At 56.0% G+C, this 25,773-nt stretch carries 23 protein-coding genes and 5 pseudogenes; 22 read left to right on the plus strand and 6 right to left on the minus strand.

The window, feature by feature from the left end; translation table 11 throughout:
* The 7 genes and pseudogenes from ACXHXG_RS19285 to ACXHXG_RS19315 form a co-directional block, all read left to right on the plus strand.
* Positions 1 to 1,467 (plus strand): heavy metal translocating P-type ATPase (locus tag ACXHXG_RS19285; RefSeq protein WP_457900301.1); only part of this gene is annotated, 1,467 nt, incomplete at its 5' end.
* Positions 1,464 to 1,601, plus strand: a pseudogene (gene ccoS, locus ACXHXG_RS19290) (cbb3-type cytochrome oxidase assembly protein CcoS); the annotation flags it as partial. The gene ACXHXG_RS19285 and the pseudogene ccoS, both read left to right, overlap by 4 nt.
* 417 nt (positions 1,602 to 2,018) lie before the next feature.
* On the plus strand, positions 2,019 to 2,699 hold the full coding sequence (locus ACXHXG_RS19295; protein ID WP_457900302.1) for an OmpW/AlkL family protein: 681 nt from the start codon (positions 2,019 to 2,021) through the stop codon (positions 2,697 to 2,699).
* Positions 2,700 to 2,917: 218 nt separating this feature from the next.
* Complete coding sequence (locus tag ACXHXG_RS19300; RefSeq protein WP_457900690.1) at positions 2,918 to 3,064, plus strand: hypothetical protein; 147 nt, start codon at positions 2,918 to 2,920, stop codon at positions 3,062 to 3,064.
* 2 nt (positions 3,065 to 3,066) lie between these two features.
* The gene (thiO, locus tag ACXHXG_RS19305) at positions 3,067 to 4,044 is read left to right on the plus strand and encodes a glycine oxidase ThiO (RefSeq protein WP_457900303.1); all 978 of its coding nucleotides are present in this window, start codon (positions 3,067 to 3,069) and stop codon (positions 4,042 to 4,044) included.
* Positions 4,035 to 4,172: pseudogene (gene thiS / locus ACXHXG_RS19310) on the plus strand (sulfur carrier protein ThiS); the annotation flags it as partial. The gene thiO and the pseudogene thiS, both read left to right, overlap by 10 nt.
* 316 nt (positions 4,173 to 4,488) lie before the next feature.
* Complete coding sequence (locus tag ACXHXG_RS19315; RefSeq protein WP_457900304.1) at positions 4,489 to 4,713, plus strand: hypothetical protein; 225 nt, start codon at positions 4,489 to 4,491, stop codon at positions 4,711 to 4,713.
* 155 nt (positions 4,714 to 4,868) lie between these two features.
* On the opposite strand, the gene hemN is transcribed toward ACXHXG_RS19315, so the two are convergent.
* A complete protein-coding gene (gene hemN / locus ACXHXG_RS19320; protein ID WP_457900305.1) occupies positions 4,869 to 6,221 on the minus strand; it encodes an oxygen-independent coproporphyrinogen III oxidase in 1,353 nt (450 codons plus the stop codon).
* A 235-nt stretch (positions 6,222 to 6,456) separates the two neighbouring features.
* Between hemN and ACXHXG_RS19325 the strand changes: the two genes are divergently transcribed.
* The 3 genes from ACXHXG_RS19325 (at position 6,457) to ACXHXG_RS19335 (ending at position 9,734) form a co-directional block, all read left to right on the plus strand.
* The gene (locus ACXHXG_RS19325; RefSeq protein ID WP_457900668.1) at positions 6,457 to 7,962 is read left to right on the plus strand and encodes a two-component system sensor histidine kinase NtrB; all 1,506 of its coding nucleotides are present in this window, start codon (positions 6,457 to 6,459) and stop codon (positions 7,960 to 7,962) included.
* The gene (gene fixJ / locus ACXHXG_RS19330; RefSeq protein WP_457900669.1) at positions 7,931 to 8,569 is read left to right on the plus strand and encodes a response regulator FixJ; all 639 of its coding nucleotides are present in this window, start codon (positions 7,931 to 7,933) and stop codon (positions 8,567 to 8,569) included. Before ACXHXG_RS19325 ends, fixJ begins: the two co-directional genes overlap by 32 nt.
* A 508-nt stretch (positions 8,570 to 9,077) precedes the next feature.
* Positions 9,078 to 9,734 carry a helix-turn-helix domain-containing protein gene (locus ACXHXG_RS19335; protein WP_457900670.1) on the plus strand — a complete coding sequence of 219 codons (657 nt, stop codon included), beginning with the start codon at positions 9,078 to 9,080 and terminating at the stop codon, positions 9,732 to 9,734.
* Positions 9,735 to 9,927: 193 nt separating this feature from the next.
* Here ACXHXG_RS19335 and ACXHXG_RS19340 read toward each other — a convergent pair whose 3' ends face one another.
* Positions 9,928 to 10,185, minus strand: coding sequence for a hypothetical protein (locus ACXHXG_RS19340; protein ID WP_283060955.1), 258 nt, complete (start codon positions 10,183 to 10,185; stop codon positions 9,928 to 9,930).
* Between the two features lie 770 nt (positions 10,186 to 10,955).
* Here ACXHXG_RS19340 and ACXHXG_RS19345 point away from each other — a divergent pair.
* On the plus strand, positions 10,956 to 11,423 hold the full coding sequence (locus ACXHXG_RS19345) for a helix-turn-helix transcriptional regulator (RefSeq protein ID WP_283060956.1): 468 nt from the start codon (positions 10,956 to 10,958) through the stop codon (positions 11,421 to 11,423).
* Between the two features lie 269 nt (positions 11,424 to 11,692).
* On the opposite strand, the gene repC is transcribed toward ACXHXG_RS19345, so the two are convergent.
* Together repC and ACXHXG_RS19355 are read right to left on the minus strand one after the other, a co-directional pair.
* Positions 11,693 to 12,988 (minus strand): plasmid replication protein RepC, encoded by a 1,296-nt coding sequence (repC, locus tag ACXHXG_RS19350; RefSeq protein ID WP_457900306.1) that lies wholly within the window; start codon positions 12,986 to 12,988, stop codon positions 11,693 to 11,695.
* 866 nt (positions 12,989 to 13,854) lie between these two features.
* On the minus strand, positions 13,855 to 14,328 hold the full coding sequence (locus tag ACXHXG_RS19355; protein WP_457900307.1) for a DUF3846 domain-containing protein: 474 nt from the start codon (positions 14,326 to 14,328) through the stop codon (positions 13,855 to 13,857).
* Between the two features lie 782 nt (positions 14,329 to 15,110).
* Here ACXHXG_RS19355 and ACXHXG_RS19360 point away from each other — a divergent pair.
* Positions 15,111 to 15,650 (plus strand): helix-turn-helix domain-containing protein, encoded by a 540-nt coding sequence (locus ACXHXG_RS19360; protein ID WP_457900308.1) that lies wholly within the window; start codon positions 15,111 to 15,113, stop codon positions 15,648 to 15,650.
* A gap of 185 nt (positions 15,651 to 15,835) precedes the next feature.
* On the opposite strand, the gene ACXHXG_RS19365 is transcribed toward ACXHXG_RS19360, so the two are convergent.
* The gene (locus tag ACXHXG_RS19365) at positions 15,836 to 16,093 is read right to left on the minus strand and encodes a DUF982 domain-containing protein (RefSeq protein WP_457900309.1); all 258 of its coding nucleotides are present in this window, start codon (positions 16,091 to 16,093) and stop codon (positions 15,836 to 15,838) included.
* Between the two features lie 115 nt (positions 16,094 to 16,208).
* Between ACXHXG_RS19365 and ACXHXG_RS19370 the strand changes: the two genes are divergently transcribed.
* Positions 16,209 to 16,421, plus strand: a complete 213-nt coding sequence (locus ACXHXG_RS19370; protein ID WP_457900310.1) for a hypothetical protein — start codon at positions 16,209 to 16,211, stop codon at positions 16,419 to 16,421.
* A gap of 241 nt (positions 16,422 to 16,662) precedes the next feature.
* Here ACXHXG_RS19370 and ACXHXG_RS19375 read toward each other — a convergent pair whose 3' ends face one another.
* Positions 16,663 to 17,589: a LysR family transcriptional regulator gene (locus ACXHXG_RS19375; protein WP_457900671.1), complete on the minus strand. Its 927-nt coding sequence runs from the start codon at positions 17,587 to 17,589 to the stop codon at positions 16,663 to 16,665.
* Positions 17,590 to 17,773: 184 nt separating this feature from the next.
* On the opposite strand from ACXHXG_RS19375, the pseudogene ACXHXG_RS19380 reads away from it, so the two are divergent.
* The 9 genes and pseudogenes from ACXHXG_RS19380 to ACXHXG_RS19420 all read left to right on the plus strand — a co-directional run.
* A pseudogene (locus tag ACXHXG_RS19380) lies at positions 17,774 to 17,842 on the plus strand (hypothetical protein); the annotation flags it as partial.
* Positions 17,843 to 17,918: 76 nt separating this feature from the next.
* The gene (locus ACXHXG_RS19385; protein WP_457900311.1) at positions 17,919 to 18,509 is read left to right on the plus strand and encodes a NodA family N-acyltransferase; all 591 of its coding nucleotides are present in this window, start codon (positions 17,919 to 17,921) and stop codon (positions 18,507 to 18,509) included.
* Positions 18,506 to 19,165, plus strand: a complete 660-nt coding sequence (gene nodB / locus ACXHXG_RS19390) for a chitooligosaccharide deacetylase NodB (RefSeq protein ID WP_457900312.1) — start codon at positions 18,506 to 18,508, stop codon at positions 19,163 to 19,165. Before ACXHXG_RS19385 ends, nodB begins: the two co-directional genes overlap by 4 nt.
* Positions 19,166 to 19,176: 11 nt before the next feature.
* Complete coding sequence (gene nodC, locus ACXHXG_RS19395; RefSeq protein WP_457900313.1) at positions 19,177 to 20,538, plus strand: chitooligosaccharide synthase NodC; 1,362 nt, start codon at positions 19,177 to 19,179, stop codon at positions 20,536 to 20,538.
* Positions 20,510 to 21,170 (plus strand): annotated as a pseudogene (gene nodS / locus ACXHXG_RS19400) (nodulation methyltransferase NodS). Before nodC ends, nodS begins: the two are co-directional and overlap by 29 nt.
* Positions 21,171 to 21,205: 35 nt before the next feature.
* A pseudogene (gene nodU / locus ACXHXG_RS19405) lies at positions 21,206 to 22,932 on the plus strand (nodulation protein NodU).
* Positions 22,920 to 23,834, plus strand: coding sequence for a nodulation factor ABC transporter ATP-binding protein NodI (nodI, locus tag ACXHXG_RS19410; protein ID WP_457900314.1), 915 nt, complete (start codon positions 22,920 to 22,922; stop codon positions 23,832 to 23,834). The pseudogene nodU and the gene nodI overlap by 13 nt, the downstream one beginning before the upstream one ends.
* Before the next feature lie 3 nt (positions 23,835 to 23,837).
* The gene (locus ACXHXG_RS19415) at positions 23,838 to 24,623 is read left to right on the plus strand and encodes an ABC transporter permease (protein ID WP_457900315.1); all 786 of its coding nucleotides are present in this window, start codon (positions 23,838 to 23,840) and stop codon (positions 24,621 to 24,623) included.
* A gap of 32 nt (positions 24,624 to 24,655) precedes the next feature.
* Entirely contained in the window at positions 24,656 to 25,708 is a 1,053-nt protein-coding gene (locus ACXHXG_RS19420) for an NADP(H)-dependent aldo-keto reductase (RefSeq protein ID WP_283060968.1), read from the plus strand.
* The last annotated feature ends 65 nt before the right edge of the window (positions 25,709 to 25,773 follow it).

Below are 25,773 nucleotides of genomic sequence, written 5' to 3' on the forward strand. Positions count from 1 at the left end.
ATAGGCATTGGCGACCATATCTTTATCGCCGCCGGCGAGCGCGTCCCCGCCGATGGCGTCGTGATCGCCGGCACGAGCGAACTCGATCTCTCCATCGTCACAGGCGAGAGCGTGCCGGTCGCAGTCGCGAATGGCACGGAGGTTAGGTCGGGTTCGATGAACCTCATGGCTTCGTTGACCATTCGCGTCACGAAGACGGCGGAGAACTCCCTGCTCGCCGAGATTATCAGCCTCATGGAAGCTGCCGAAGGGGGCAGGGCGCGCTATCGCAGGATCGCGGACCGAGCTGCAAGCCTTTACTCACCGGCAGTCCACCTGCTTGCGCTGGTTTCGTTTCTTGCCTGGGGTTTCATCGGTGGGGATTGGAAGCATGCGATGCTGGTCGCGGTTGCCGTTCTCATCATCACCTGCCCGTGCGCGCTTGGTCTTGCCGTACCGGTCGTCCAGGTCGTCGCCGCTGGGAAACTGTTTCGCGGCGGCATCATGATCAAGGATGGTTCTGCTTTGGAACGTCTCGCCGAGGTCGATGCCGTCGTGTTCGATAAGACCGGTACTTTGACGATGGGCCAGCCATGTCTCATCGAAATGTTGGGCGCGGGGCCGGAGGAAAGGGCGATTGCGGCCGGTCTTGCCGCGCATTCCCGGCATCCACTCTCCCAGGCGTTGTTGCGTAGTGCTGGCAACAATGTCCGCCGGTTCGACAGCGTCGCGGAGATTCCGGGAGCGGGCCTCGAGGCCGAGGCCGCCGACGGACTTTATCGGCTCGGCAACATGCAGTTCGCTTGCGCCGCCCCGCTTCGTGAAAAAGAACCAAATCAGTCCCTTTCCGAGGTTATACTGTCGAGGAACAGGGTAGAGCTGGCGCGCTTCTACTTTGAGGACACTCTTCGTCCCGGAGCAGCCGCGGCCATTCGCCAGCTCAGTCTTGCGGGGCTGCATACAATGATCTTGTCTGGTGACCGGCGAGCAGTCGTCGAATCGACCGCGCGGCTATTGCATATGGATCGCTGGATTGCGGAATTGGATCCGAAGCAGAAAGTCGAAGAGTGCGCACGCTTAAACGAGGCGGGCAACAAGGTCATGATGGTTGGCGACGGTATCAATGATGCGCCGGCACTTACGGCGGCGCATGTGTCGATGGCTCCCGCAACCGCCTCCGACATTGGCCGACAAGCGGCAGACCTCGTTTTCCTGAAGGACCGCCTCGACGCGGTTCCGGAGGCGATCTGCGTCGCGCGGCGTACGGCTGCTTTGATCCGCCAGAACTTCGCTCTTGCCATCGGTTACAATGTGCTGGCAGTTCCTATTGCTATCGCGGGCTATGCGACGCCGCTTATCGCCGCCGTCGCCATGTCGACGTCGTCGCTGATCGTCGTGACGAATGCATTGCGGCTCGGCTGGAATCGACGGGAGCAACTTAGGCATACGGGCAAATATGCAGCCTCAGTAGGGAGTTCTACCTCATGAATATGCTGATTTATCTGATCCCGCTGGCGCTGTTCATGGGTACGCTTGGGCTGGGAGGCTTTCTGTGGTCGCTAAAGAGCGGACAGTATGATGATTTGGAAGGAGCTTCGTGGCGCATCTTGGTGAATGAGGAGAATACGCCTGAGGGGGAGCAAAAGACGAAAATCTCGAGCGCAGATGACCCTACGGAACTGCTAAATTCCTAAGTGTCTCGAATCCAGAGAAGGTCTAACACGAAGAGGCCTTTCCGAAATGACGATTCGAAAGCGTGTTGAATTGCGCAAGGCTTCCTGTCCAGGTAGTCGTAAGGGCCAGACGCGAATGATCCAAAGCTGCAGCAAAGGCCTTTTCCAATGATGCCGTTGTTATTCCAATTCGCTTTTGCGGCAAGCGTCATTCAAGTGCCCGAACGTTGCGAAATTGCCACACAAGGCTAGGGTTTGTCTGCGACAGGCAGTGCAATTTTCTTTAGTTGAGCCGCCTCAAATCCTGACGTGCCAGCCGATGTTATTGCTCCTCGATTGACGAATTTCAGATCGAAGGAGACAAGGATGACTTCCAACGACATCGTACGGGCCATCATCGCTACTGCATTATTCGGCGCCGTCAGCACCGCGGAGGCTGCCGATCTGACGACACTACCAAGTAGGGCTCCCATTCCCGTGGCAGCGAACAGAAACCCATGGCAGATACGGCTGCGGGCGCTTGGGGTGATCACCAATGACTCTGGGCGCGTCGACGGACTGCCGGGCTCGGATCTTTCTTTCTCGGACACAGTCATTCCAGAATTCGACATCTCGTATTTCTTTACTGAGAGTTTTGCTGCGGAACTCATCCTGGCCACAACCTACGCCAAGGTCCAAGGCGGAGGCTCGATTTCAGCGCTCGGCGAGATCGGCAAGACTTGGCTGCTGCCGCCAACGCTCACCCTACAATACCATTTCACCGACTTTGGCGCTTTTCGGCCTTATGTCGGCGCCGGCATCAACTATACGCTGTTCTACAACCAGTCAGGAAAAAGTGCTCGTAGCCTTGATGTCAAAAACACCTTCGGTGTCGCGCTCCAGGCGGGCTTTGACTATATGATCGACGACCACTGGGGTGTGAACTTCGATGCAAAAAAGATCTTCGTGAGGCCTGATTTCGATGCCAACGTCGGCGGCGCCGCTGTCAGCGGCAAGGCCAGGCTCGATCCGTGGCTGTTTGGCGCGGGCGTAACCTATCGTTTCTAGGCCGTAGACTCATCAAAATTCCTTGGTGTTTAGCGAGTTGTGTCATTCAAGGCTCGAGAAGCGTTTGGATGACATTGGCAGCCAGTGATGCCGGGTACGAGCGTGCCAACTTGGTCGTCAAACTAATGAGAAGATCAAAGTCGGACAGTGGACTAGCTTGAGAAATGGAACAAAGCCGCGACCAAGTCACAGCATAGTTGAGTTCGCAAAGAGTTCACTTGACCCATCGTATCCGGGTGCGGCGCGATATTCTGGTCGTACGAATATCGCACGACATTGACGCCGATGCCTCAACGGAGGGCCTGGATGCGATGGCGGCGAAATGCCGTAAGGGCGGCGATCTCTATATGCCTATGGGAGCATGACATTGCGAATTCTCGTTAAGGGCGCCGGTATTGCCGGCCTAACAGCAGCACGTGAACTTTGCGCGCGGGGGGCTCAGGTCACAGTCTTCGACCCGCATCCAGGATTCGGGCGTGCCGCGTCCTGGCTCGCCGGCGGCATGCTGGCGCCCTGGTGCGAACGGGAAAACGCCGACGAGAGAGTGATGACATTGGGGAAAATGGCCGTGGAATGGTGGGATGCGGTCGTGCCTGGCCAAGTCGTCCGCAAAGGGACACTGGTCGTCGCACCTCAAAGGGATTCGGGCGAACTCGCCCGATTTGCGGCCCGTACGTCTGGGTATGAATGGTTGGACGAAAACGGGGTAGCCGAGCTTGATCCCGCCCTTGCGCGGCGTTTTCGCAAAGGCCTGTTCTTTCAGCGTGAAGCTCATCTGAACCCTCGTCAGGCGCTGCGCGCGTTGAAAGAGCTGCTATCGTCAGAGGGCGTCGTTTTTACCGGCGAAGATGTGAGCGAGGACGATTTCTCCGATATCGTTGATTGCACAGGTGCTGCCCGCATCGGGCAAAGTCGTGATCTGCGCGGTGTGCGTGGCGAAATGCTCTATCTGCATACGAAGGAGGTTACGCTCGCCAGACCCATCCGCCTGCTGCATCCGCGCTTTCCCGTCTATATCGTCCCCCGCGGCGAGGGCCTGTTTATGGTCGGCGCGACGATGATCGAGACCGAATTCGACGGCCCGATCACCGCGCGCTCGATGATGGAGCTGCTGAACGCAGCCTATACGCTGCATCCGGCCTTTTCGGATGCCACCGTCGTCGAAACCGGGGTAGGCATCCGCCCGGCCTTCGCCGACAATTTTCCGCGCGTGATGCGGGAAGGCAAAGTCATCCACGTCAACGGTCTTTATCGCCACGGTTTTTTGCTGGCGCCCACAATGGCGGCCGAAGCCGCCGATCTCGTCTTTTCCGAACGGACGCAAAGGAGTTTCCAATGCACCTGATCATCAATGGCGAAGCGCAGTCGATCGCCGCTACGACGCTTTCGTAGCTTTTGGCCGCACTCGACTATGAAGGCGACTTGCTGGCAACCGCCGTCAACGGCGAACTCGTTCATCGCGAGGATCGAGAGGGGGCGGACAGCGCTGCAGTGGTGACGAATATTGTCTTGAATGCGAATGCTGAAAACCAAGGCAATGGATCGCAGCAACGAGGCCTGCCCTGAACACCATCGAGCATTTGGAGCTGAAGCGCCGCGACACTGCACTCATGCCTAAAACGAAAAAATGTTGAACCAGCAAACAAAAATGGACGCTGCGGCAAAATTCGGGATGCCTGGCTAACGACACGCCGCGGTTAATATTTTAGAAAATAAGCATAGTCGCAGTGCAGTTAAGACAGGATTTCAGGACAAATCTACAACAAGTCAACCTTCAGAGGGACGTCTCATGGAACCTAACCGACCCACAACAATGCAGATAAGCGCCCCTCAACATGACGCGAATAATCCATATCGCGTCATCGAGGGCGAGGAGGTGCTTTCCGTGGCATTCCGCGAATTCGTGCTGACGGCCGTCGCTGCCGGTTGGAAGGAGCCGGAGGTCGCTTTGACCTTGGCCGATATCGCAGATGACTACGTTATGGCGCTCGCTCGAAGAGCTGCGGCAAATTAGCATTGAGTTCCATCTGCGTTCGTCTGTGGTATGCGCAAGATGGCTGTTAACAACTCTTCATCCAGCCGTCCGGCAACTCGCTTAAGACGAGATGGCTTGCCGGCGGTATACCGACGTGCCGAAGGGCTCCCGTTGCTTTGTTGCAAAGAGAAACCTCAGGCCGTCTTGCTATAACGGCGCGCCGGACCCCTCACATAGGCATCGAAAGCGGCTGCAACGGCGCGGATCAAAAAGCGCCCTTCTTCTAGCAAACGAATGATGCCGCCCGCGTTTTCGATTATTCCGTCGCCCTCGAGCATCGCGAGCCTGAGGTTGCCGTCGAGAAGCGCGCGTGGCTCAAAACCGTATGTGACGGCCAACGCCGGGACGTCGACCTGAAAGTCGCACATGAGGCGCTCGATGATGCTTGCCCGCAGGCGATCCTCGGCCGACAAGCGCCAGCCTTTCGTTGTGGCCAAGCGTCCGGATGCGATCCGCTTCGCGTAACGATTGGGAAGCACCTCGTTTTGAACATAGCCGCCTGGCATGCGGCCAATCGCTGACGAACCCAAGCCGATAAGCGTCTCACAGGCGTCGGTCGTGTAGCCCTGAAAGTTGCGATGCAATTGCCCGTTTGTCTGCGCGGTTGCCAAGCTGTCGTGCGGCCTCGCAAAATGATCGATCCCGATGCGGCGGTAGCCGGCCGCAACAAGGTGTTCCGAAATTGCCTTTGCCTGGGAAATACGGCTTTGCGCATTGGCGAGAGCGGCTTCGTCGATCAGCCGTTGATGCTTCTTGAAGGACGGTACATGCGCATAACCGAAGACTGCGAAACGGTCAGGCTCCATCTCGATCGCTGCCTTGGTCGTCTCGATGCAGGATTGAACCGTCTGGTTTGGCAGGCCATACATAAGATCGAAATTGATGCTGGCGATGCGCGCCCGGCGCAGCTGGAAAACCGCCTCCATTGTCTGTTCTTTGCTTTGGGTGCGGTTGATCGCCCTCTGGACCGTCGGGTCAAAGGTCTGTACCCCGATACTAGCGCGGTGCACCCCTGCTTCCCCGAGAACCGTCGCCATCTCTTGATCTAGCGTCCTCGGATCAATCTCCAACGCGATTTGGGTCGAACCCGTGAACTCGAAGTGCTTGTGCAGAAGCTCAATAAGCTCAAACATTTTCTCCGGCCCCATGATCGTTGGCGTTCCTCCACCAAAATGCAGATGGTCGATCCTGACCGGTGCCCCGGTCTTTGCGGACACGAGCCGTACTTCCTCGCGCAGCATTCTGAGATAGTCGGCGATCGGGCGGCTGTTGCGCGCGTTCATGGTGTGACATCCGCAATACCAGCATATCGATGGACAAAACGGTATGTGCACGTAAAGCGATGCCGCTTTCTCCAGCGCGCCAGCGGTAAGCCAATTCTCATAAGTGTTATCGTCGACGTTGGTGGAGAAACACGGCGAGGTCGGATAGCTGGTGTAGCGGGGCAGGCGCTCATCGCCGTATTTTTCAACAAGTGCCGATCGCATGCGAAATCCTTCTACGGAGTGCGGCCTAGAATGCGGGCATTCTAGGCACACGCTTTGCATAGCTCTTTGATCGACAACAAAGAGCGCGTCGGATTTCTTTGAATTATTTTCAAAATCGTGGCGCCGACGCAAAAGGAGGCGCGTCATAGTCGATGACGAGAGTGCAGCTTATTTTTGATCTGCCAGTGAGGGGTGCGGCATGATGACAATACCTTATCCCCTGGTAGACCACGAAATGCATTCACGAGGCGCTGGCGGGCTCGCTTGGATGTTCGTCCGGTGGCGGGGGAGACCGATCGTCGCCTATAGTGTCGTTGCCGCTGCTCCATTAGGCGTTCTCGCACTGAGACTGGCCCTGTCGCAGTTCACTAGCGACGATCTTAACCTATTGCCGTTCATCCCTGCTATTCTCATGGTTGCAATCGTCGGCGGCGTAAAGCCGATTGCCCTTGCGGCTGGCATGTCGTTTGGTGCCGATGTCCTTGTTCAGCGGCTGCACGATGGGTCTGATCCGACGGTCTTTGAACTGGTTTCCTTTGGCGTTGCAGTGCTTCTAATTGCTTGTCTCGGAGAGGCATTGCAGGCGACAAGACACGCCATCATCGAGAGGGAGATTGCCCCCACAGCCTGCACTGCGCATCTGACATCGATATTGGACAAAATCCCAGATGCGACGGTGATCACTACCCGCGATGGCGCAATTGTTTTCTTCAACGCCGCCGTCTTGCGGCAGTTCGGGTATGACGCACAAGAACTCCTTGGCGCGAACCTGCGACTGCTGATGCCTGACCCTTATCGTGCCGACCACAGCAACCATAGGCAATGGCAACTTGGAACCGGCGAAAAGTGCGTTTTCGAAGATCAAGTGGTTGTCGCACGCAGGAAGAACGGATCGACGTTTCCCCTCAAGTTAACCGTGAGCCGGCTGGAATCGGGTGGCGACTTATTTTTCATCGGCTTCCTAAGAGACCTTACGGAGCGGGAAGAAGCCGCTGCTCACCAGCAGCGAATCCAGGCGGAATTGGCGAGATTGGCCCGCCTAAGCGAGATGGGCGAAATGGCATCCGCCCTCGCGCATGAGCTGAACGAACCGCTGGCGGCGATTGCAAATTATGCTTGCGGGTGTACGAAGCTCATGAGCGACATGAACAACAGTGTCCCAACGGGCATGAGAAACGCTTTGCAGGAGATTGAAAGTCAGTCCCTTAGAGCGGCAAAAATTATCAAACATCTCAGGGAGTTCGTAACGACAGGTGAAACGGAAAAGGCCCTCGAAAACATTCGCACGCTGGTGGAGGAGGCAGGCGTTCTTGCGCTTGTCGGTTCCCGAGAAAACGGCATCAGGACTGTATTCGAATATGTGCCCGGCGCTGAGATGGTGATGGTCGATCGTGTTCAGGTCGAACAGGTCATCATCAATTTGATGCGAAACGCCATAGAAGCTATGCGCCACGTCGAGCATCGTGAGCTTACGATCCGCACGATGCCCACGCAGGAGGGTGAAGTCGCCGTTATCGTGGAAGACACCGGCGAAGGCATTCCGGAAGAAATTGCCGCGGAGCTCTTCGAGCCATTCGTCACGACAAAACCAACTGGAATGGGTGTCGGCCTTGCGATCTCGAAACGTATTGTCGAGGCCCATGGAGGTGAAATGACAGTCTCGAAAAACGCGGCTGGTGGAGCTACTTTCCAGTTCACGCTTCCCGCCTATGCGGAAGGACAAACGTGTGAAAACAACTGACTATACGATCCATATTGTCGATGACGAAGAGCCGGTACGCAAATCGTTTGCCTTCATGCTGGCCACGAACGGCTATGCCGTCAAGGTGCATCAATCGGGCGCCTTGTTTCTTTCCTTTGCCCCGAGCATCCACAACGGAATTCTTGTTACGGATCTCAGAATGCCTGAGATGTCGGGTATCGATCTCATCCGTCAGCTTAGTGTGAAAAAGATCTCGATTCCGTCAATCGTAATCAGCGGACATGGCAATGTGCCCATGGCAGTTGAGGCGATGAAAGCCGGTGCAGTCGACTTCATAGAGAAACCCTGCCAGGATGCCGTTATCATCGAGGCGATCGAACGAGCGTCGGACCATTTGCATGTTTTTGACACTAACGCCGACGAGATCCTCGCCATTCAAGCGCGCGTCCAAACCTTGAGCGAGAGGGAGCGCCAAGTGCTTCTTGCCGTCGTGGCCGGCCTTCCGAACAAGTCGATCGCACATGATCTGAATATTAGCCGCCGCACGGTGGAGGTTCATCGCGCCCGCGTCATGTCGAAAATGAGAGCGAAAAGCCTCCCGCATCTCGTCCGTATGGCTGTTGCGGTAGCGGATGGACCCTTCTAGTTTCGTGGCGTTGATCTCGCCGTATTCGGCGTCCTGCCGGGATCCTCCGAACGGAAAAGGTCGCGTCATGGCATCCGTTTTTCCCAGAAACTCTGTATTTGGTCGTCATCGCCGAGTTCCTTAGCCTTCGCGGGTTGAAGGATTATGCGCCCAAGTTCCGCAATGTCTTGGGCTGAAACCAAAAAACGCTCTCTACCAGCGAAGACGGAACCACAAAAGCGGTAACTTCGGTAGCGTTTCCGCGGACTTCGCAGGGAGCGCCCTCCTGCGCGTCGAATCGAAGTCTTTTCCGAATAACTGGCCGTATGGTCCTTCTGACCCGGCGATACGATTCTTATGAGGACGATGAGCCGCTGCCTCTTGTGATGAATACCCGTCGAAAGGGATCGGAATAAAGCGCCGGCGAACCGTACGAGATGCCGTTTAAGTGTTTACCCTTAGTGATGAAACCGAATTTATCGCTCCCATAAGAACCGGCAATCTTGCCCTGGAACATGGGGAATACGAGATGCATCCCAAATTAATGCCTGCAGCACAGACTTCGATCACGCCGGCGAAAATTGTGGGGCCGCAAATTCCGGGAGCGCACCTCGTCGTGACATATGAGCGCGGCCAAGAGATATACGCCCAGGGCGGGAACGTCGAAAAGTGCTATCAGGTTTCTGCCGGAGCTGTTCGGACATGTCGTATCCTTCCCAACGGGGGGAGGCAGGTCGTTTCCTTCCATGTCGCGGGGGAAATGTTCGGCTTGGAAGCCGGCGCTCAGCATCGCTATTTTGCCGAAGCGCTCGCCCTGACAAGAATAGTCGCGTTTGAACAGGGCCCTGCCCAGCATCATTTGCCGGAACTCCTTGCGTTTGCTCTTGAAGCTATGGAACGCGCTCAGGAACACCTTCTGCTTATCGGACGGCAGTCTGCGATTGAACGGGTCGCAGTATTTTTGCTGGATCTCTGCGAGCGCCTGGGAGGCACACGACAGTTTAGATTGGCCATGTCGCGGCAGGACATTGCAGACTATCTCGCCTTGACCATCGAGACGGTATCGCGTGCCATGAGCGAGTTGAAGGAGCAAAGCATAATCAGCCTGCGACATGCGCGAATGGTCGACATTAGGAAGCCTGAGGCACTTCGTTCGCTCTCGGGCCATGTTGCCCGACTATCTTAGTTTGACGCGACCTGTGCAATGCAGGACGTTGCAGCCTTCGGGCTGAAAAATCGCCATTGCGCTCGCGCATCTCATTTCTGGGACATGGTGTGGCGGGCCCACGTCAGCTTGTTTCCGGTCCTTGCCTGGAACTTATGGCGCGACCGTAGGACGACGGCCACCTTCCGTGCTGTCAGCAGGAGTTTTGCGGATATCAATGCCGATGCTGTCGGCAACGATGTCGAACATTCGGGCATTCGCCTGAGGCGGCACGACCGTCCCGCATCATCATCAGGAAATCCTCCGCCACCGTGCCCGGAGCGAAGAGCCAGGTGCTGCCGCCCGCCGGAATGGAGATCAGATCGTAGCGACTGTCGTCCACGGCGAGATCCACGTCGAGAATGGCCTTCTTCCTATTGCCTGACGGCGCCAACACGACGGCGCCGATAGTAGCCGCTGAGCGTCTCGGCATAGTCAACGCAGTGGCGCGGGGATGCCGGTCCGGCGCTCGATTGAGCCGGGTCCTAGGCCGAGCCCGATTCAATCCCGGCATTTTCCGGCACGGCATGGCCGACACCAACCAAAGAAGATGAGCGCCTCCCTCATAGCCGCCCAGCCCCAAGAAAGCCCTCAGTAAGCCTTTCGCTTTGACGCTCTGCGAGCTTTTACGATGCGCTGGCCGACCGGTTTCGTCCTTTGAAGACACGCGCTGTCCCGTCCGCTTCGCGCGAGCAAGCCGGCCATCAGAAATCGCTTGGTTTCACGCAACAACCGGAGAGGGATAATCGATAAGGCTCTCTGGGGAAAACCATCACCACGGTACCATCCTGCTTTTCCTCATAACCAAATGGGATATAAGCGGACGCGAAGATGCGTCGACCGTTGGCTCGGCCGTTCACATCGGAACCAATGACGATTGCCACTGGTTCCATTGAGGAGCTTCAGGGTGTATTCGCGAATTTTGGCTGCATTTCAAGGTGATCGTGGTGGCTTGAAGATTGTCGCAGCGAGCAATCGTTTGTCGCTGATTTGACCTGACCGCCGATCTCACAGCCGTGATTTGACTTCAGCGTGCATCGGATTATTGAAGCAAATTGGCTAAACTCTTTAAAGTTGTTATAACCTGATAATCTACCTTCGGAAGGGACAGAAGACGACCGCAAAGTGGCAAAGGCAAGCAGTTCAAGTCCGTTCAAGGTGATCCACCCTGACCGGCGATTGTTGAAAAAATAGGGACAGGCGGTGACGCAAGATCTAGAAAGTTACAAAAGTTCGAGAGGCCTGGTGGATACCACCGATCCGGAAGTCGACAAGCCGATCTACCGCAAGCCCGGTTTTGACGGGAACGTTGCGACATTAGGGAATATGGAAGAACTGATTAGCGCATTTTTAAAAAAAACGCGCGAGGCCGAAGGCCTCTCTCGCGCGGATCTTGCGCCAATGCTCGGCCTGTCGACACCCGTTTACGGACGTTACGAGCGGGCGTTTTCAAAAATGACGGTCACCCGAATGATCCATCTCTGTGAGATTCTCGGTTTCATGCCCATAGACATGCTCTATGAAGCGGCACCTCATCTTTGGGGGCGCACGCCTGAGGAAGCCGAGGATCGTCTCACTCTGGATCGAATTATCAGAACCCTTCCGAGCGACGCAACGCGCGATCTCGTTCGGCTGTTGAAGCGTATTATGCCCCAAGATAGCGGGAGCTGATGAGACATTAATCGCGGGTATGTTCGACTTGTTTAATGGGCACCCCGCCAACGGCCAGCGTCGGTCTTCACCGACGATCTCGCCGCAGATGTAGTTTCCATGATCATCTTTCTGAGGGAACCAGGCGACGTAAACATAGAAGCGTGGATCGTTCACTTACTCGTTTTCCGGTTGGACGCCGCATGCGCCGATATCGTCGATCGCTTTGATCGTCGCGCATGAAGAGTGTCGACTAGAACGCTGCACCTCTTAAAAGCGTGACCCACCAGTTAAGTTTGCCCGGCGGTTCGAGTGCTTTCCTCAAGGTCGCGGCGAGCCATCAGACCGAAGACCGAGCGGGTAAGATGTAATCGGCCCGCGGCTGCGCGCTCGGCCATTGCGCGTAGATATCCCCCAGGCGAACTGACCTCCCGCCGATTTGCTTTTTCAAGAGTAACTGCCACCGCCACTGCTGCTTGTCTTTCGCCCATTGTCGCGACGGCGCCGCGACGGGCATCCTCTGAGATCCCGGCGAAACGGCACAACATCGGAGTCAGACGAACAAGCTCCTGGAAGTTTTTGGGGGTGCATCCAAGCTCCCCGAGCGCCGGTGTCGCCCGCAAGATATCCTTAAGCGCAAGTAGAGCCTGCCGCTGAGGCTCCCGCTCACTGACTGAGCCTGGTCGACGCGTCGCGGTATGTTCAAAAGCCGATCTGCTGGCGGCGTCGGCTTTTGGAAAACTGTGTTGTCCGACATGAGCCCAACCCTCTCGAACATTACTACGTTCTGATTGATAGGGAAGTGTAGTCTGTTTCTGCATGTCGTTTTCGACACGTAAGCATGTCGTTTTAACTGCCCCGAGCTGGTATTGAGGTCGCGGGGCAAGCTGCATCAGTTGATCCATAGACCATTCAAGAAGGAAAGTCGCGCGACGCAGCATCCGGTTGGACGCTTTGGCCGCAATTCCGATATAATTACTGATGCGCTCGACGCGGTCGGCGACGCGTTGGCGCACCGTCGCACGTACATCAGCGGCAACGGCGAGGGCATAACGGATATTGCGCAACGCGCCGCGATATCGTCGCAACGCGGCTTCGGTCGCCTTCTTCTCCGCTCGGATATCTTTTACGAGGCGATTAAGCTCGCCATATCGCAGGACCAGTATTCGAAGATCGACCCCGCATCCGTCTGTTATGTCGCCATCACTGTTTCTGATAGGATATCGCTTATAGTTTCCACTGTCCTGCATCGTGATCAAACCCAGATCGAAAAGCCTGGAGAGCATTCGACTGACCCGACCGACTGAACGCCCGACCTCAAACGCCAATTGTCGGTTCGATTTGAACACTATTGGCCGCCCCGACTTTTCGAAAGCATCGGCGGGGGCGGTGTTGATCAATATCAGCAACAGATGGCTTTCCGTTCCATTTATCAGGCCTGTGCAGGTCAGGTTTTGAGCAAGCACCGCCAATTGGGCACGTGTCACCATTCCGATTTCTGCCGATTTTGCCAAGCGGCGGAATTCGGCCCTTTGAGGCGTGATCTTACGGCCGACCGGCCGCTGGCAGGTGGTTATATCTTCCATGTCCTCGTCTCCATTCGGGACCAGGCAAAGCTCCGCCGTTCACCAAATTGGTGTTTTTTGTTGACAAGGAAGGAAGGGTCTGCGAGAAAGGTTTTGGCTAATTTATTCTCTTACAGACCCGCTTCCGGATTTCTTCGGGAGCGGTTTTCTTTTTCTGGCCGGTTTTGTCTCTCCATTTCAAACCCGACCCACGCGTCGGGATGTTTGCGGTCAATACGAGAAAAGCATATCTCAACAAATCAATTTGGCGCAAGATATGTACGAATTTGAGCTGCTACTTGAGGTCGCAGCCGAACAATTTCTAAATTAAGTCTTTGATATCGCTAGGTATAAGAAAATCTGAACGCAATTTCGATGCGGTTCTGACCGATCCTATTTGGTTCGCCTTATGGACAGGAGTTCGAAAATTTGCCGGATGCTCGGACATCGAGCCGATGACGCTTGACCGAAAACGCAATGCTCCTCCGGTGCTTGCCGTTGAGGATCAGAGTGCGAAATGTGGATGGTGGGATAAATAGCGATGGCCCGCTTTCCCGACTGGTCATTATCGACCCGGGGGCTATCAGAAGAGGCGGGAGGATTGTGCCGTCCGCTGTCGACGTAAACTCCATCCCTCGTTGGGGTTTGAGATCTAATCTCCTGGAGCGATGATTACCTGAGGTGCGTGGGATCGCCATCTCAGGCCTGCGAAGGGTGCGCGCGTTTTCCGGGGCTCCCTGAGATCTCCCTGCATGTTGAACTGCAGCGCCACCGCAGCAAATTCATCAAGGGATTGCCGCTTTCAAAATGAGTGAGTCAGTTGAAACTGAGTACTTAAGCCTTTGCCGCCACGCCCGCGGGAACGTTCGTGAGCGTGGCGGTCGGATTTATTGTATCAAGCCGCGATTTTCGCAAGTTGCGCTCTCTTCGAGCATAGGAGAGCGACGATCAATGCGGACTTGCAAGCTTGCCAGTGCCCCGGCAAGTATAAGGCCCTTTGGCGTCATATCGTCAGCCGTGACAAAGACTGGATCGAGCACCGGCCGGCAACATTGGAAACGCGCGGCCGCATCCGCAATCGTGATCAATGGGGAACGATAAGGCTGTCCGCCGTCGCCTCCCACAAGGACAATTTTCCCCGCCAGAGGCTTTGGATAGCCGTCAAAGATCGTAAAGGCGGTTAGCCCATCACGCAACGCTTCTTCGTCTAAGAACAGCGAGTGCATATCGTCAAAGCGGATCATCTCGATCAGCCTGCTACCAATCAAGTCATAGATCGGAGCAATGCTGCTTCCGTCCTGAAGCTCAACCGCCCGAAAAAGGGCGGTGTCCGACTCTAACACGTACGCGATGTTTTTCATTTGTTTAGCCTTCTATTTGAAGCGATCTCGTGCCCACAGAGATGAGCGAGAAGGGAGGGTCATTGACACCAACCCTAGATAGCGGCGACGCGGCGCAATATGCTGATTTCAAAAGGCGCTGTAAATGCCGTCTGCGCCAATTTGGCACGCGTTTCGTAATCTGGATAGCTTTCCAGGGCAGTGAGTTTCGAAAGAGTCGCGGTGAAATCAGATGGCTAAGGCTGGTATTTCACAGAATTTCTGGCGCGAGAAAGCCTGAAGGCGCGCCAAATATATTTTGCGTTTTTTTAGCGAAAAGTTAAAAAGCAGTATGTTAGTCAGCGCTATGCAATTTTCAGTAGTCCTGCTGAGTGGGTAGTGCTGTGTGAACTGGATCGCTCGTGCAGACTTGTGACCGGGGTGTCGCTTTCCCGTATGTCGACCATCAGACCCAAGCGGCAGAGAGCCGTTTTGGCCACGCTACAGAGTCTAGAAAATGGCATTTGGTGCGTTTCTCACGAAATTGGATCCGTCGGAAACGCCATGCAAGTCCGGTCCCTTTCGGATTATGATGATAAACCCAATTTGGCGCGATGTTTGCACGCTCTGGCACCAAGAGAGGCTGGTGTCGCTTTTCTTTATGGATTGAAAAATAAGGATAATATCAAGAATCAACACACGTGGCACGAATTCGCTTGATAGAAAGCTGCGCCAAAAAAGATCAAAAATGCAACGTTATAGGTTTTAACCTGAAAATTTTTCCGTATAAAAGAGGTCTTGTGCGCTAACCTTCAGTCTCAGCAATGGCAGGTCCATCTTTGAAGCAATGGATTAAAGAACTCGGTTTACAGCAGGTCGTTGACCCACGCATAGACAAACCAGTCTATCGGAAGCCCTTTGACGGGCGAATTGCGCTTAGCGCGGAACTGGAAGAACAGATCTGCACCAGTCTTCGCGACGCCCGCGACAGAAGAAAACTGCCTCGCTCGAAACTGGCGCCCTTGCTTGGTCTCAGCGAACAGGTTTACGGTCGCTACGAAAATAAAGTCTCCCGTCTGACGGTGTGCCGGCTGATTCATCTCTGTGAGGTTCTGGACGCCACTCCGGAGGAAATTATCGCGCCAGCAGCACCCCATCTGTGGGGTGGGACCGAAGCCAAAGCGGTTCTGCTATTGGCATCAATCGAAAAATTGAGGACCTTCGACGAAGAGACTTTGCGGGATGTGTTCAGCTTGTTAGGTCGCATAGGCGAGACCTGCGGCGAAAATGATGGCCAGGCGGCGGACGACCCTGAATGCCGCAATGCTGTCGAAATCGCAATCGGAAACCAAATTAACGAATGACGGAAAGACGTCGCGCCGATTGGAGTAGATCCATCATGACGGTTCTTCTGGGCTTTGCGATGTTGCACAGGAAACGGAAGGCGTCATGCGGTGAAACCGGCCGATTCAGGAGCGTTCCTACTCACGCAGCCTTCCAAAAAAACGCGGCAGGGGAACCGCCATACTTACGCGCGTTTTCAGCCGCGTCAGCATTGATTAAAGAACGGTATTCCAGCTTCTTCGGCTGCAGCCAAGAATGCTCGCCGCGCTTCGTCGGCAGAGATTTTGCCATCATGCGCATCAATGAGTGCTTGTTGGGCTTGGTCAAAGAACTTGCCGGCTTGGTTTCCCGGCCACTCTTCCAACATGTATTCTGCTGCCTTGTCCGCACTGTTTATGGTAAGATATTGGCCAACCCGGCGCGGTTCGATCGTCACTGGCAGCGTCCACCATTCTAGTGTCATCTTCGTTTCCTCCCGCTACCGAACCGCGATCGCTAAACTGGGTTCGGACGCAGCGCAGGGAGTGCTTCCGCGTAGGGCAACTTCTCCGGAACATTGAGCCCCAGGGAGAAAGCAAATGATATTCACTCAAGCCGACCTTGATATCGTAGATCGCCATATCGCAGAAAGTGAAGAACAGGTTTCACGGCAGGCGCGAAAGGTGACTGTCCTTCGTATGCAACGATTGGATACGGCATTGGCGGAAAACGTTCTGACAGTTTTTTACGAAACGCTGCTGATACAGAACGCCAATCGCGATATGATTGCTGCTCACTTGAGACAGAAATGATCGCAATGCCCTCTCCAGTATGCCGAAGGATCCAACGGGCATCGGCATAATTTTCGACGACGTCCGTCCACCAATTGGCGGTTTTCGCATAGCTGGCAACGGAGGTGCCACCAGAAGTGTCGCTAGGCCGTATCGGTACTTTTCGATAGGCGCGTATTCCACGCTTTTTGCATCATCCAAAGCGCATGTCAGCGCTAACCAGTGCTCCGCTTCAGATGGGCTCCAGCAGACATATCCGCGCTCAATGCTCTTCGGACGGTAAGGCAAGGCGCGATGCTTCCTGCAATAAGATCCCGCGCATCCACAGGCTTGCCGGATCACTGTTTTGAAGCGCAGGCCATTGAACGGCCTCTGTGAATGGGGGAAGTGGCAGTGGAAGGTCCATGATGCGAAGGGGCAGAATTTTGGCGAAATGTTGCGCCAGTCGCAAAGGCACGGTCGCTATGCGATTGGTATTGGACAGAACGGGCAGGATCATGCTGAAGCCCTGCACGACGACCTCGATACGTCTCTTGAAACCGTGTTCGAGCAAATACCATTCTTCGATTGAGGGCCTTCGTGAATTCCCGAATTTGGCCGCGACATGCCCCATGGACATGTATCTATCGAATGTAAGCGGCTGTGATAGCTCTTGGTTGGTGCGACAGCCCACGCAAACGAGTGTCTCATCGAACAGTTTCGCTCGAGGATGCCCAGTTGGCATGAACACTTCCGGGAGAATGACAAAATCGACTTCGCCACGGCGCAGAAGCTCGTCATAGTCATCGGCGAGGGGCAGAAATTCGAAGCTCACGCCTGGGGCTTCCCGCGCAGCACGCTTCACGACCTTTTCCATAAACACGAGTGTGAGGAAATCGGAAAGGCTCACCTTGAAACGGCGATCCGATTGAAAAGGGTCAAACGGCTTCCAGGAAATGATGGAGAGCTGAATATACAGCAAAGCTTCACGGACGGCGGAAACGAGCCCTTCCGCACGCGGCGTCAGGACAAGTTCGCGACCATTCATCGTAAACAGTTCATCCTCGAAATAGACACGTAATCGGGCAACAGCGGCACTCATCGCCGGCTGGCTGAGGTGGATGCTGCGTGCCGCGGCCGTAAGATTTCGCTCCGTCATCAATGCGTCGAGCGCAACAAGAAGATTTAAGTCCAGTCCTTTAAAACGCATTTTTCCGTCATCCAAGATGTGGATGGTTGCCATCCAAACAATCAATTTTACCGATTCGGCGTGATGGTGCATGAGAAAAATGTCGATAACCTGACAAGTATGTCGATTAGCAGACGAGTACATCGGCGCAAGCTTACGAACGACTGAGGAAGGTCGCAAGTATTGGGAGAGTTGATCATCTCAGACGCGAGCGGAAGAGAAAGGCTCTACTATCACGATTGTTTGTCGCTGTGGTCGTCAATGGCGCGTATGACGTGCGGAAGACGAAGCCATTGCTGCAATCACACGATGTTTCCCTCAGAACTACAGCAAGAAAAGGAGGTCTTTGCATGCGCTCAGAGGTGCGGTGGAGACTGTGCTGGGAAAACGAGTTGGAACTCGTCGAGCATGTCGAGCTCGCCGACTTCTTTCGGATGACCTATGGGCCAACCGGGGCCTTTAATGCAAAACCATTCGAGGGCAGTCGAAGCTGGGCGGGAGCAAGGCCCGAACTTCGCCTCATCGGCTATGATGCTAATGGTGTCGCGGCTCATATGGGCTTGCTACGCCGATTTATAAAAGTTGGCACAACCGATCAGTTAGTGGGTGAGCTCGGACTATATGGCGTACGTCGGGATCTCGAGGGGTTAGGGCTCGGGCATTCTATCCACGCCATGCTTCCGGTATTGCAGGAGCTCGCCGTCCCGTTTGCATTCGGCACAGTTCGGCCCGCCTTGCAAAAACATGTTGAGAGGTTCGGCCGACACGGTCCGCTGACGATTTTGTCGGGCATTCGCGTGCGGTCAACTCTCCCAGAGGCGCGCCTCGACAAGCCGCCCACGCGCATCGAAGACGCGCTTGTTATCGTGCTGCCGATTGGTCGGTCCATGTCCGATTGGCCTACTGGCACGACGATTGATCGGAACGGGCCAGAGCTATGACGCACCTCGATTGCTTATACGAAATGCCCGATGCGTGCGCTGAAGCTATCGATCAGCCGAGCATCTATCTGACGTTTGACGACGGACCTCATCCCTTCTGTACCCCGGAGGTCCTCGATGTGCTGGCGCAACATCAGGTGCCCGCAACCTTCTTCGTTATCGGAACTTACGCGGCCGAGCGGCCGAAACTCATCCAACGAATGATCGCAGAAGGCCACAAGGTCGCCAATCACACGATGACCCACCCGGACCTGTCCAATTGCAGCGCCAGCGAAATAGAACATGAGATATCCGAGGCGAGCAGGGCTATCAGGACTGCATGTCCGCAGGCGTCGGTGCAATACATGCGCGCTCCCTATGGGAGCTGGACCCAAGACGTTCTTTCCGTGTCGGCGAGCGCAGGGTTGGCGGCCGTCCACTGGTCGGTAGACCCCCTAGACTGGTCTCGTCCTGGCGTCGATGCGATTGTCGATGCAGTGCTCGCCTCTATTCGTCCCGGGGCAATCGTGCTCTTGCACGATGGATGCCCTCCAAGCGAGGCAGAGCCGAGCACAGATAGCAGTCTGCGCCATCATACCATCATGGCACTCTCTCGCATCATTCCAGTCGTGCGCGACCGCGGATTTGCAATCCGCCCGCTTCCTCAACATCACTGAAAGCGATATCCATGAATCTGCTCGACACAACCAGCACTGCCGCTATCTCGCTTTATGCGCTGCTCTCGACGGCTTATAAAAGCATGCAGGTCGTTTATGCTCGGCCGACCGATGAACCATCGACGTCGGCAGAGCCGATCGGCTCGGCGCATTGGCCGAGCGTCGATGTCATTATACCCTCTTTCAACGAGGATCCGGGCACTCTTTGGGATTGCCTTGAGTCCATCGCGCAGCAAGAATACGCCGGGGATTTGAATGTCTATGTGGTTGATGACGGTTCCAGCAATCGCGACGCCATCACGCCCGTTCACACGGCATTTGCACGCGATCCAAGATTCACATTCATTCTGCTCAAGGAGAATGTTGGAAAGCGCAAGGCGCAGATAGCCGCGATTCGCCGTTCCTCTGGAGATTTGGTCCTCAACGTCGACTCCGACACCATTCTCACCTCAGACGTCGTCATGAAACTTGCACTCAAGATGCAAGATCCGGCGATTGGCGCGGCTATGGGCCAGCTGGCTGCGAGCAACCGCCACGAGACCTGGTTGACCCGTTTGATCGATATGGAATACTGGCTGGCCTGTAATGAGGAGCGGGCGGCACAGGCCCGTTTCGGTGCTGTCATGTGCTGCTGTGGTCCATGCGCCATGTACCGCCGGACTGCGCTCACGATGCTACTTGACCAGTACGAAACGCAAATGTTCCGGGGAAAGCGAAGCGACTTCGGCGAGGATCGTCATCTTACAATCCTCATGCTGAAAGCTGGATTTCGAACCGAATATGTTCCAACCGCCATCGCGGCAACTGTTGTTCCAAACAAGCTGCGCCCTTATCTGCGTCAGCAACTTCGCTGGGCACGCAGCACTTTCCGCGACACGTTGCTTGCAATGAACCTTCTGCCTGGTCTTGACCGTTTTCTCACTTTGGACGTGATTGGTCAGAACCTCGGACCGCTCTTGCTCGCCCTGTCGGTGCTAACCGGACTAGCGCAGGTCGCACTCACCGGCACCGTGCCCTGGTGGACATGCCTGATGATCGCATCGATGACCATGATCCGCTGCAGCGTCGCAGCGGTCCGTGCCCGCCAATTACGATTTATCGGATTCTCGCTGCATACCTTCCTCAACATCTTTTTCCTGCTGCCCTTGAAGGCCTACGCGCTCTGTACGTTGAGCAATAGCGATTGGTTGTCGCGCGGCTCTGCTGCCAAAGCACCAGACAAGAATGAAAAGCTCGATGCCATCCAAGATCCGATTGCTGGATCAAGCCCACGAGAATTACAGGAAAATGAAGCTCCGCTTCGCCGGCACAATCTTGCGAGAGATGCGACCAGATTGATGGCATATGACGGCATTTGCACCGACCAGCAATGATTGCTTTATCAAGGTGGACGGGCTTGAAAATGCACGACAATTATCAACTTTTAAATCGCGAACTGGCTGCAGACGATCCGTGGCGCCTCGACGGTAATCCGTTCGAACGCAAGCGTCACGCGCAAATGCTCGTGCTGTCGCTTGCCGAAGGCCCCATCGCAAATGCACTCGAAGTCGGGTGTGCGGCTGGCGCCTTCACGGAAAAACTGGCGCCACACTGCCGGCGCCTCACAGTTGTGGACGTCGTGCCAGAAGCGATTGATCGAACGCGCCGACGGATGAACATGCCGGCACATATCAGCTGGGTTGTCTCAGACGTTAAACAGTTTTCCTCTGAAGAGCTTTTCGATCTGATCGTGGTTGCAGAAGTTCTTTATTACCTCGGAGACATTGCCGAGATGCGAATGGCAGTTGGCAACCTGCTTCGCATGCTTGCGCCTGGCGGGCATCTGGTTTTCGGTTCGGCACGCGATGCGAATTGCCGGCGCTGGGGTCATGCTGCCGGCGCTGAGACGGTCATCGCCATTCTCACCGAAATGTTGGTCGAGGTAGAGCGTCTGGAGTTACGGGGGGACTCGGACAACGAAGACTGCTTGCTCGTCCGTTTCCGCAATCCGGTTTCCTCTTCCTGATCAATCGATGTTTCGACCTAAGACATGGAGACACTATGCGCATCTGTGGTATAAAGCTGACCCATGACGGGGCGATCGCCCTTATCGAGGACGGACGGCTAGTCTTCTGCATTGAGCAGGAGAAGCAAGACAACAATCGCCGATATCAAACCATCGACAATCTCGACGCAATTGTTACCGCTTTGGCGGAACACGGTCTCAATCCATGCGATGTCGATCAGTTCGTCATCGACGGATGGGACGGTGAGATCGAGTCGCGTTTCCAGGTCCTCAGTGGCGCAGCTCCCGTCACTCTCACGGGGGCGCCGTACGTTGAACGGCACAGCGACGGTCTTCTCGATTCGCTCGATGGCACAGGCCTCATTCTCAATGACCGGGTTTTTTCTTATAAGAGCTATCCGCATGTGACCGGCCATGTGGCCTCCGCATACTGCACCAGTCCGTTCGCCAAGGCTGGCGAACCCGCGTTTTGCCTGGTGTGGGATGGCTGTATCTTCCCGCGTCTCTATTACGTCGATGGCCAAGGGGCCCGGTTCCTGGAATCCTTATTCCCGATGATAGGGCAAGCATACGCGGCCGCGGGCCATTACTTCGGACCGTATAAGCAGCCAAGCCGCGCGGGCTGGGACCTCGGTGTCGCTGGCAAGCTGATGGCCTATATCGCGCTTGGGTCGATTGATGAAGACATCGTCGCGGTGTTCGAAGAGCTCTACGAGGAGCACTTTTCAGGCGATACCGAGCGAGCCTGTCGCTATCGCGCAAATATCAACGACGCCGAATCTTCCCTTGTGGCCGTCCATGATTTCTTCGATGCCAGCGTGGTCCGATTGGAGGATAAGGCGCCCGAAAATGTGCTTGCATCATTCCATGCTTTCCTGGAGCTTCTCCTAGTCGGTGAAATGGCGCTTACCATGCAGCGCCACTCTTCGCCCGGGCCGCGAAATTTATGCATAGCCGGCGGCTGTGGTCTCAACATCAAATGGAACAGCGCACTGCGTGAAACCGGCCTGTTCGATGCCGTCTGGGTTCCGCCATTTCCGAACGACAGTGGTTCTGCAATTGGTGCCGCCTGCAGCGCCATGGCGGCGCATGAAGGCTTTGTGCCGCTGGAGTGGTCGGTCTACAGCGGCCCGGCTTTGAAAAATGGCGATGCGCCGCAAGGATGGGAGGCTGCCCCGTGCAGCATATCAGAACTCGCCACGATCCTCGCCAGCAATAAGCCCGTTGTCTTTCTTGCCGGGCGCGCCGAGCTCGGACCCCGGGCGCTCGGAGGCAGAAGTATTCTCGCAGCCGCGACGTCGGCGCAAATGAAAGACTATCTCAACGAAGTCAAATTTCGCGAACACTTCCGGCCGGTGGCGCCAATATGCCTGGAGGACCGGGCGTCGGATATATTCAGTCCCGGAACACCCGATCCTTACATGCTGTTCGACCACCAGACGCGCCCGGAGTGGAAGGACAAAATTCCCGCTGTCGTCCATCTCGACGGATCTGCACGTTTGCAAACCATTTCCAGGAGCTCTGAACACGGAGTTACCGAACTCCTCATCGAGTATGAAAAACTCACAGGCATCCCGCTGCTTTGCAACACGAGTGCAAACCTCCATGGACGTGGCTTCTTCCCGGATGCTGCCGCAGCCTGCGAATGGGGACGCATCGAACATGTATGGTGCAACGGCGTGCTCTTCACCAAGGAGCGGGTATCTGAATTGGCGCCGGTTGGCGTCGCAGCCAACATGAGATGAGCACATGTCCGCGGTAGCAATCGAACTTGCCGGCGTCACGAAGTCATACGGCGGAAGGACCGTTGTCGACGAGCTGTCGTTTTCCGTCGCAGCGGGAGAGTGCTTCGGCCTGCTCGGGCCGAACGGCGCAGGAAAAAGCACAATTGCGCGCATGGTGCTCGGGATGACCCTTCCTGACGCCGGCAAGATCAGCGTCCTTGGTGTGCCGGTGCCGGCGCGCGCGCGCTTGGCGCGCCGGCGCATCGGCGTCGTCCCTCAGTTCGACAACCTCGACGCCGAGTTCACCGTGCGCGAAAATCTTCTGGTGTTCGGACGCTATTTCGGCATGAGCACACGCGAGGTCGAAAAGGTCATTCCGTCACTGCTCGAGTTTGCGCGCCTCGAGAGCAAGGCGCATGCACGCGTTTCCGAGCTGTCCGGCGGCATGAAGCGGCGCCTGACACTGGCACGTGCGCTGATCAACGACCCGCAGCTGCTCGTCATGGACGAGCCGACGACGGGCCTTGATCCGCATGCGCGCCACCTGATCTGGGAGCGCCTGCGTGCGCTTTTGGCGCGCGGCAAGACGATCATCTTGACCACCCACTTCATGGAAGAGGCTGAGCGTTTGTGCGACCGCCTGTGCGTCATCGAGAAAGGACGCATCATCGCGGAGGGCCGCCCGCACGCGCTTGTCGACGAGCAGATCGGCTGCCAGGTGATCGAAATATACGGCGGCAATCCGCATGAACTGCATTCAGCGATCCGGCCTTATGCGCAACGGTTCGAGGTGAGCGGCGAGACGCTCTTTTGTTATGCGTCCGATCCGGAACCGGTGTTGGCGCAGCTGCGCGGGCGAACGGGCCTGCGTCTTTTGCAGCGTCCGCCGAATCTGGAGGACGTTTTTTTGCGGCTGACCGGGCGCGAGATGGAGAAATGAACGATGGGTGAAGGTTACGCGACAACGCTGCCGGCTAACGCCTGGAACTGGATTGCGGTGTGGCGCCGCAACTTTCTGGCATGGAAGAAGGTCGCGCTTGCGTCAATACTCGGCAATCTCGCCGATCCGATGATCTATCTGTTCGGTCTCGGCTTCGGCCTCGGAATAATGGTCGGTCGCGTGGACGGGGCTCCCTATATCGCGTTTCTGACGGGCGGCATGGTTGCGGCAAGTTCCATGACCTCCGCGACATTCGAGACGATTTATGCGGCTTTCGCTCGGATGCAATCTCACCGCTGGGAAGCAATCCTATACACACAAATGACGCTCGGCGATGTCGTCCTCGGTGAATTGGCATGGGCCGCAACCAAAGCGTTTCTGGCCGGGACGGGAATTTTGATCGTCGCCACCATGCTTGGCTATACGGCGTGGACTTCGATCCCCTGCGTGCTACCGGTTATCGCGCTCACCGGGTTTGCGTTCGCGAGCGTGGCGATGGTCGTGGTGGCACTTGCACCCAGTTACGACTATTTCATTTTCTACCAGACGCTCGTCCTCACACCCATGTTGTTTCTGTGCGGCGCGGTCTTTCCGGTCGCACAACTGCCGGGTGGATTTCAGGAAATGGCGCACTTCCTGCCGCTCGCGCATGCGATCGATCTCATTCGCCCGGCAATGCTTGGCCGGCCGGCTGAAAGCGTCGGCCTGCATGTCGGTGCGCTTTGCCTCTACGCGGCATTGCCGTTCTTTCTTTCGGCAACGCTTCTGCGGCGCCGTCTGATGCCTTGAAGCCATGACCGCTTACGACAAGGAGATATGAAATGCAGTATCGCGAACTCGGCCGCAGCGGCCTCAAGGTAAGCGCGCTCGGCTTAGGTACGATGAGCTGGGGAGAGCAGAACACGGAAGCCGAGGCGCACGCGCAACTCGATGCGGCTCTCGATGCAGGCGTAAACTTTGTCGACACGGCGGAGATGTATCCCGTGCCACCCCGCGTCGGGACATACGGTCTTTCGGAGTCCTTTATCGGCAGTTGGCTGCGCAAAACCGGCCGCAGGCAGGATGTGGTGCTCTCGACCAAGGCGGTTGGTCCCGTCCGACCAGGCAAGGCGAACCTGCCCTATGTCCGCGACGGCCGCGTCAGCTATACGCGCGCAAATCTTTTCGAAGCAGTCGACGCCAGCCTTCAAAGGCTGCAGACGGATCATATCGATCTCTTTCAGCTGCACTGGCCAGACCGCAGCACAAACGTCTTTCAACTGCTCGACTATCAATATGAGCTTGATCACGACACGATCTCTATCCTGGAGACGCTGGAGGCCCTGGATGCGCTCGTCAAAAGCGGCCGGATTCGCCACATCGGGCTCTCCAATGAAACGCCGTGGGGGCTTGCCAGCTTTCTGCATCTTGCCGAAATGCACGGCCTGGCTCGCGTGACAAGTATCCAGAACCCTTACAACCTTATCAACCTCGATTTCGAGAACGGCCTCGCAGAAATGGCTGTGCGCGAAGGGGTAGGGCTCCTCGTATACTCGCCCCTTGCGATGGGTACCCTCACTGGTAAGTACCTGGGTGGTCAGCGGCCAAGCGGTTCGCGGCTGAACTTGTTCGGACGGTTCTTTCGCTACAGCAACGAAAGAGCGCAGCATGCAGCTCTCGCATATACAACGCTCTTTCGAGAACATGGCATCGATCCGGTGCATGGCGCCTTGTCATTCGTTATGAGCCGGCCTTTCGTTGCAAGCACGCTCGTGGGCGCGACTTCCCTGACGCAATTGACGCACAACTTCGCCGCCGCCGAAGTCACTTTATCACGCGAGATTCTGGATGGGATCCAGTCGATCTACCAGCGTTACGGATCGCCGGCACCATGATGGGCTTCATCGGTTTTTTATCCGATCGCGCGGTCTTCGGCCCTCGGGTTTGATTTTGGAGAAGG

Source organism: Rhizobium sp. LEGMi-198b, assembly GCF_054114205.1.

Excerpts from the sequence above, each read along its gene's own strand:
- ACXHXG_RS19295 (WP_457900302.1), top strand. The coding sequence starts at position 2,019 with ATGACTTCCAACGACATCGTACGGGCCATCATCGCTACTGCATTATTC.
- ACXHXG_RS19315 (WP_457900304.1), top strand. The coding sequence starts at position 4,489 with ATGGAACCTAACCGACCCACAACAATGCAGATAAGCGCCCCTCAACAT.
- hemN (WP_457900305.1), bottom strand. The coding sequence starts at position 6,221 with ATGCGATCGGCACTTGTTGAAAAATACGGCGATGAGCGCCTGCCCCGC.
- ACXHXG_RS19325 (WP_457900668.1), top strand. The coding sequence starts at position 6,457 with ATGCATTCACGAGGCGCTGGCGGGCTCGCTTGGATGTTCGTCCGGTGG.
- fixJ (WP_457900669.1), top strand. The coding sequence starts at position 7,931 with ATGCGGAAGGACAAACGTGTGAAAACAACTGACTATACGATCCATATT.
- ACXHXG_RS19335 (WP_457900670.1), top strand. The coding sequence starts at position 9,078 with ATGCATCCCAAATTAATGCCTGCAGCACAGACTTCGATCACGCCGGCG.
- ACXHXG_RS19340 (WP_283060955.1), bottom strand. The coding sequence starts at position 10,185 with ATGCCGAGACGCTCAGCGGCTACTATCGGCGCCGTCGTGTTGGCGCCG.
- repC (WP_457900306.1), bottom strand. The coding sequence starts at position 12,988 with ATGGAAGATATAACCACCTGCCAGCGGCCGGTCGGCCGTAAGATCACG.
- ACXHXG_RS19355 (WP_457900307.1), bottom strand. The coding sequence starts at position 14,328 with ATGAAAAACATCGCGTACGTGTTAGAGTCGGACACCGCCCTTTTTCGG.
- ACXHXG_RS19360 (WP_457900308.1), top strand. The coding sequence starts at position 15,111 with ATGGCAGGTCCATCTTTGAAGCAATGGATTAAAGAACTCGGTTTACAG.
- ACXHXG_RS19365 (WP_457900309.1), bottom strand. The coding sequence starts at position 16,093 with ATGACACTAGAATGGTGGACGCTGCCAGTGACGATCGAACCGCGCCGG.
- ACXHXG_RS19370 (WP_457900310.1), top strand. The coding sequence starts at position 16,209 with ATGATATTCACTCAAGCCGACCTTGATATCGTAGATCGCCATATCGCA.
- ACXHXG_RS19375 (WP_457900671.1), bottom strand. The coding sequence starts at position 17,589 with ATGCGTTTTAAAGGACTGGACTTAAATCTTCTTGTTGCGCTCGACGCA.
- ACXHXG_RS19385 (WP_457900311.1), top strand. The coding sequence starts at position 17,919 with ATGCGCTCAGAGGTGCGGTGGAGACTGTGCTGGGAAAACGAGTTGGAA.
- nodB (WP_457900312.1), top strand. The coding sequence starts at position 18,506 with ATGACGCACCTCGATTGCTTATACGAAATGCCCGATGCGTGCGCTGAA.
- nodC (WP_457900313.1), top strand. The coding sequence starts at position 19,177 with ATGAATCTGCTCGACACAACCAGCACTGCCGCTATCTCGCTTTATGCG.
- nodI (WP_457900314.1), top strand. The coding sequence starts at position 22,920 with ATGTCCGCGGTAGCAATCGAACTTGCCGGCGTCACGAAGTCATACGGC.
- ACXHXG_RS19415 (WP_457900315.1), top strand. The coding sequence starts at position 23,838 with ATGGGTGAAGGTTACGCGACAACGCTGCCGGCTAACGCCTGGAACTGG.
- ACXHXG_RS19420 (WP_283060968.1), top strand. The coding sequence starts at position 24,656 with ATGCAGTATCGCGAACTCGGCCGCAGCGGCCTCAAGGTAAGCGCGCTC.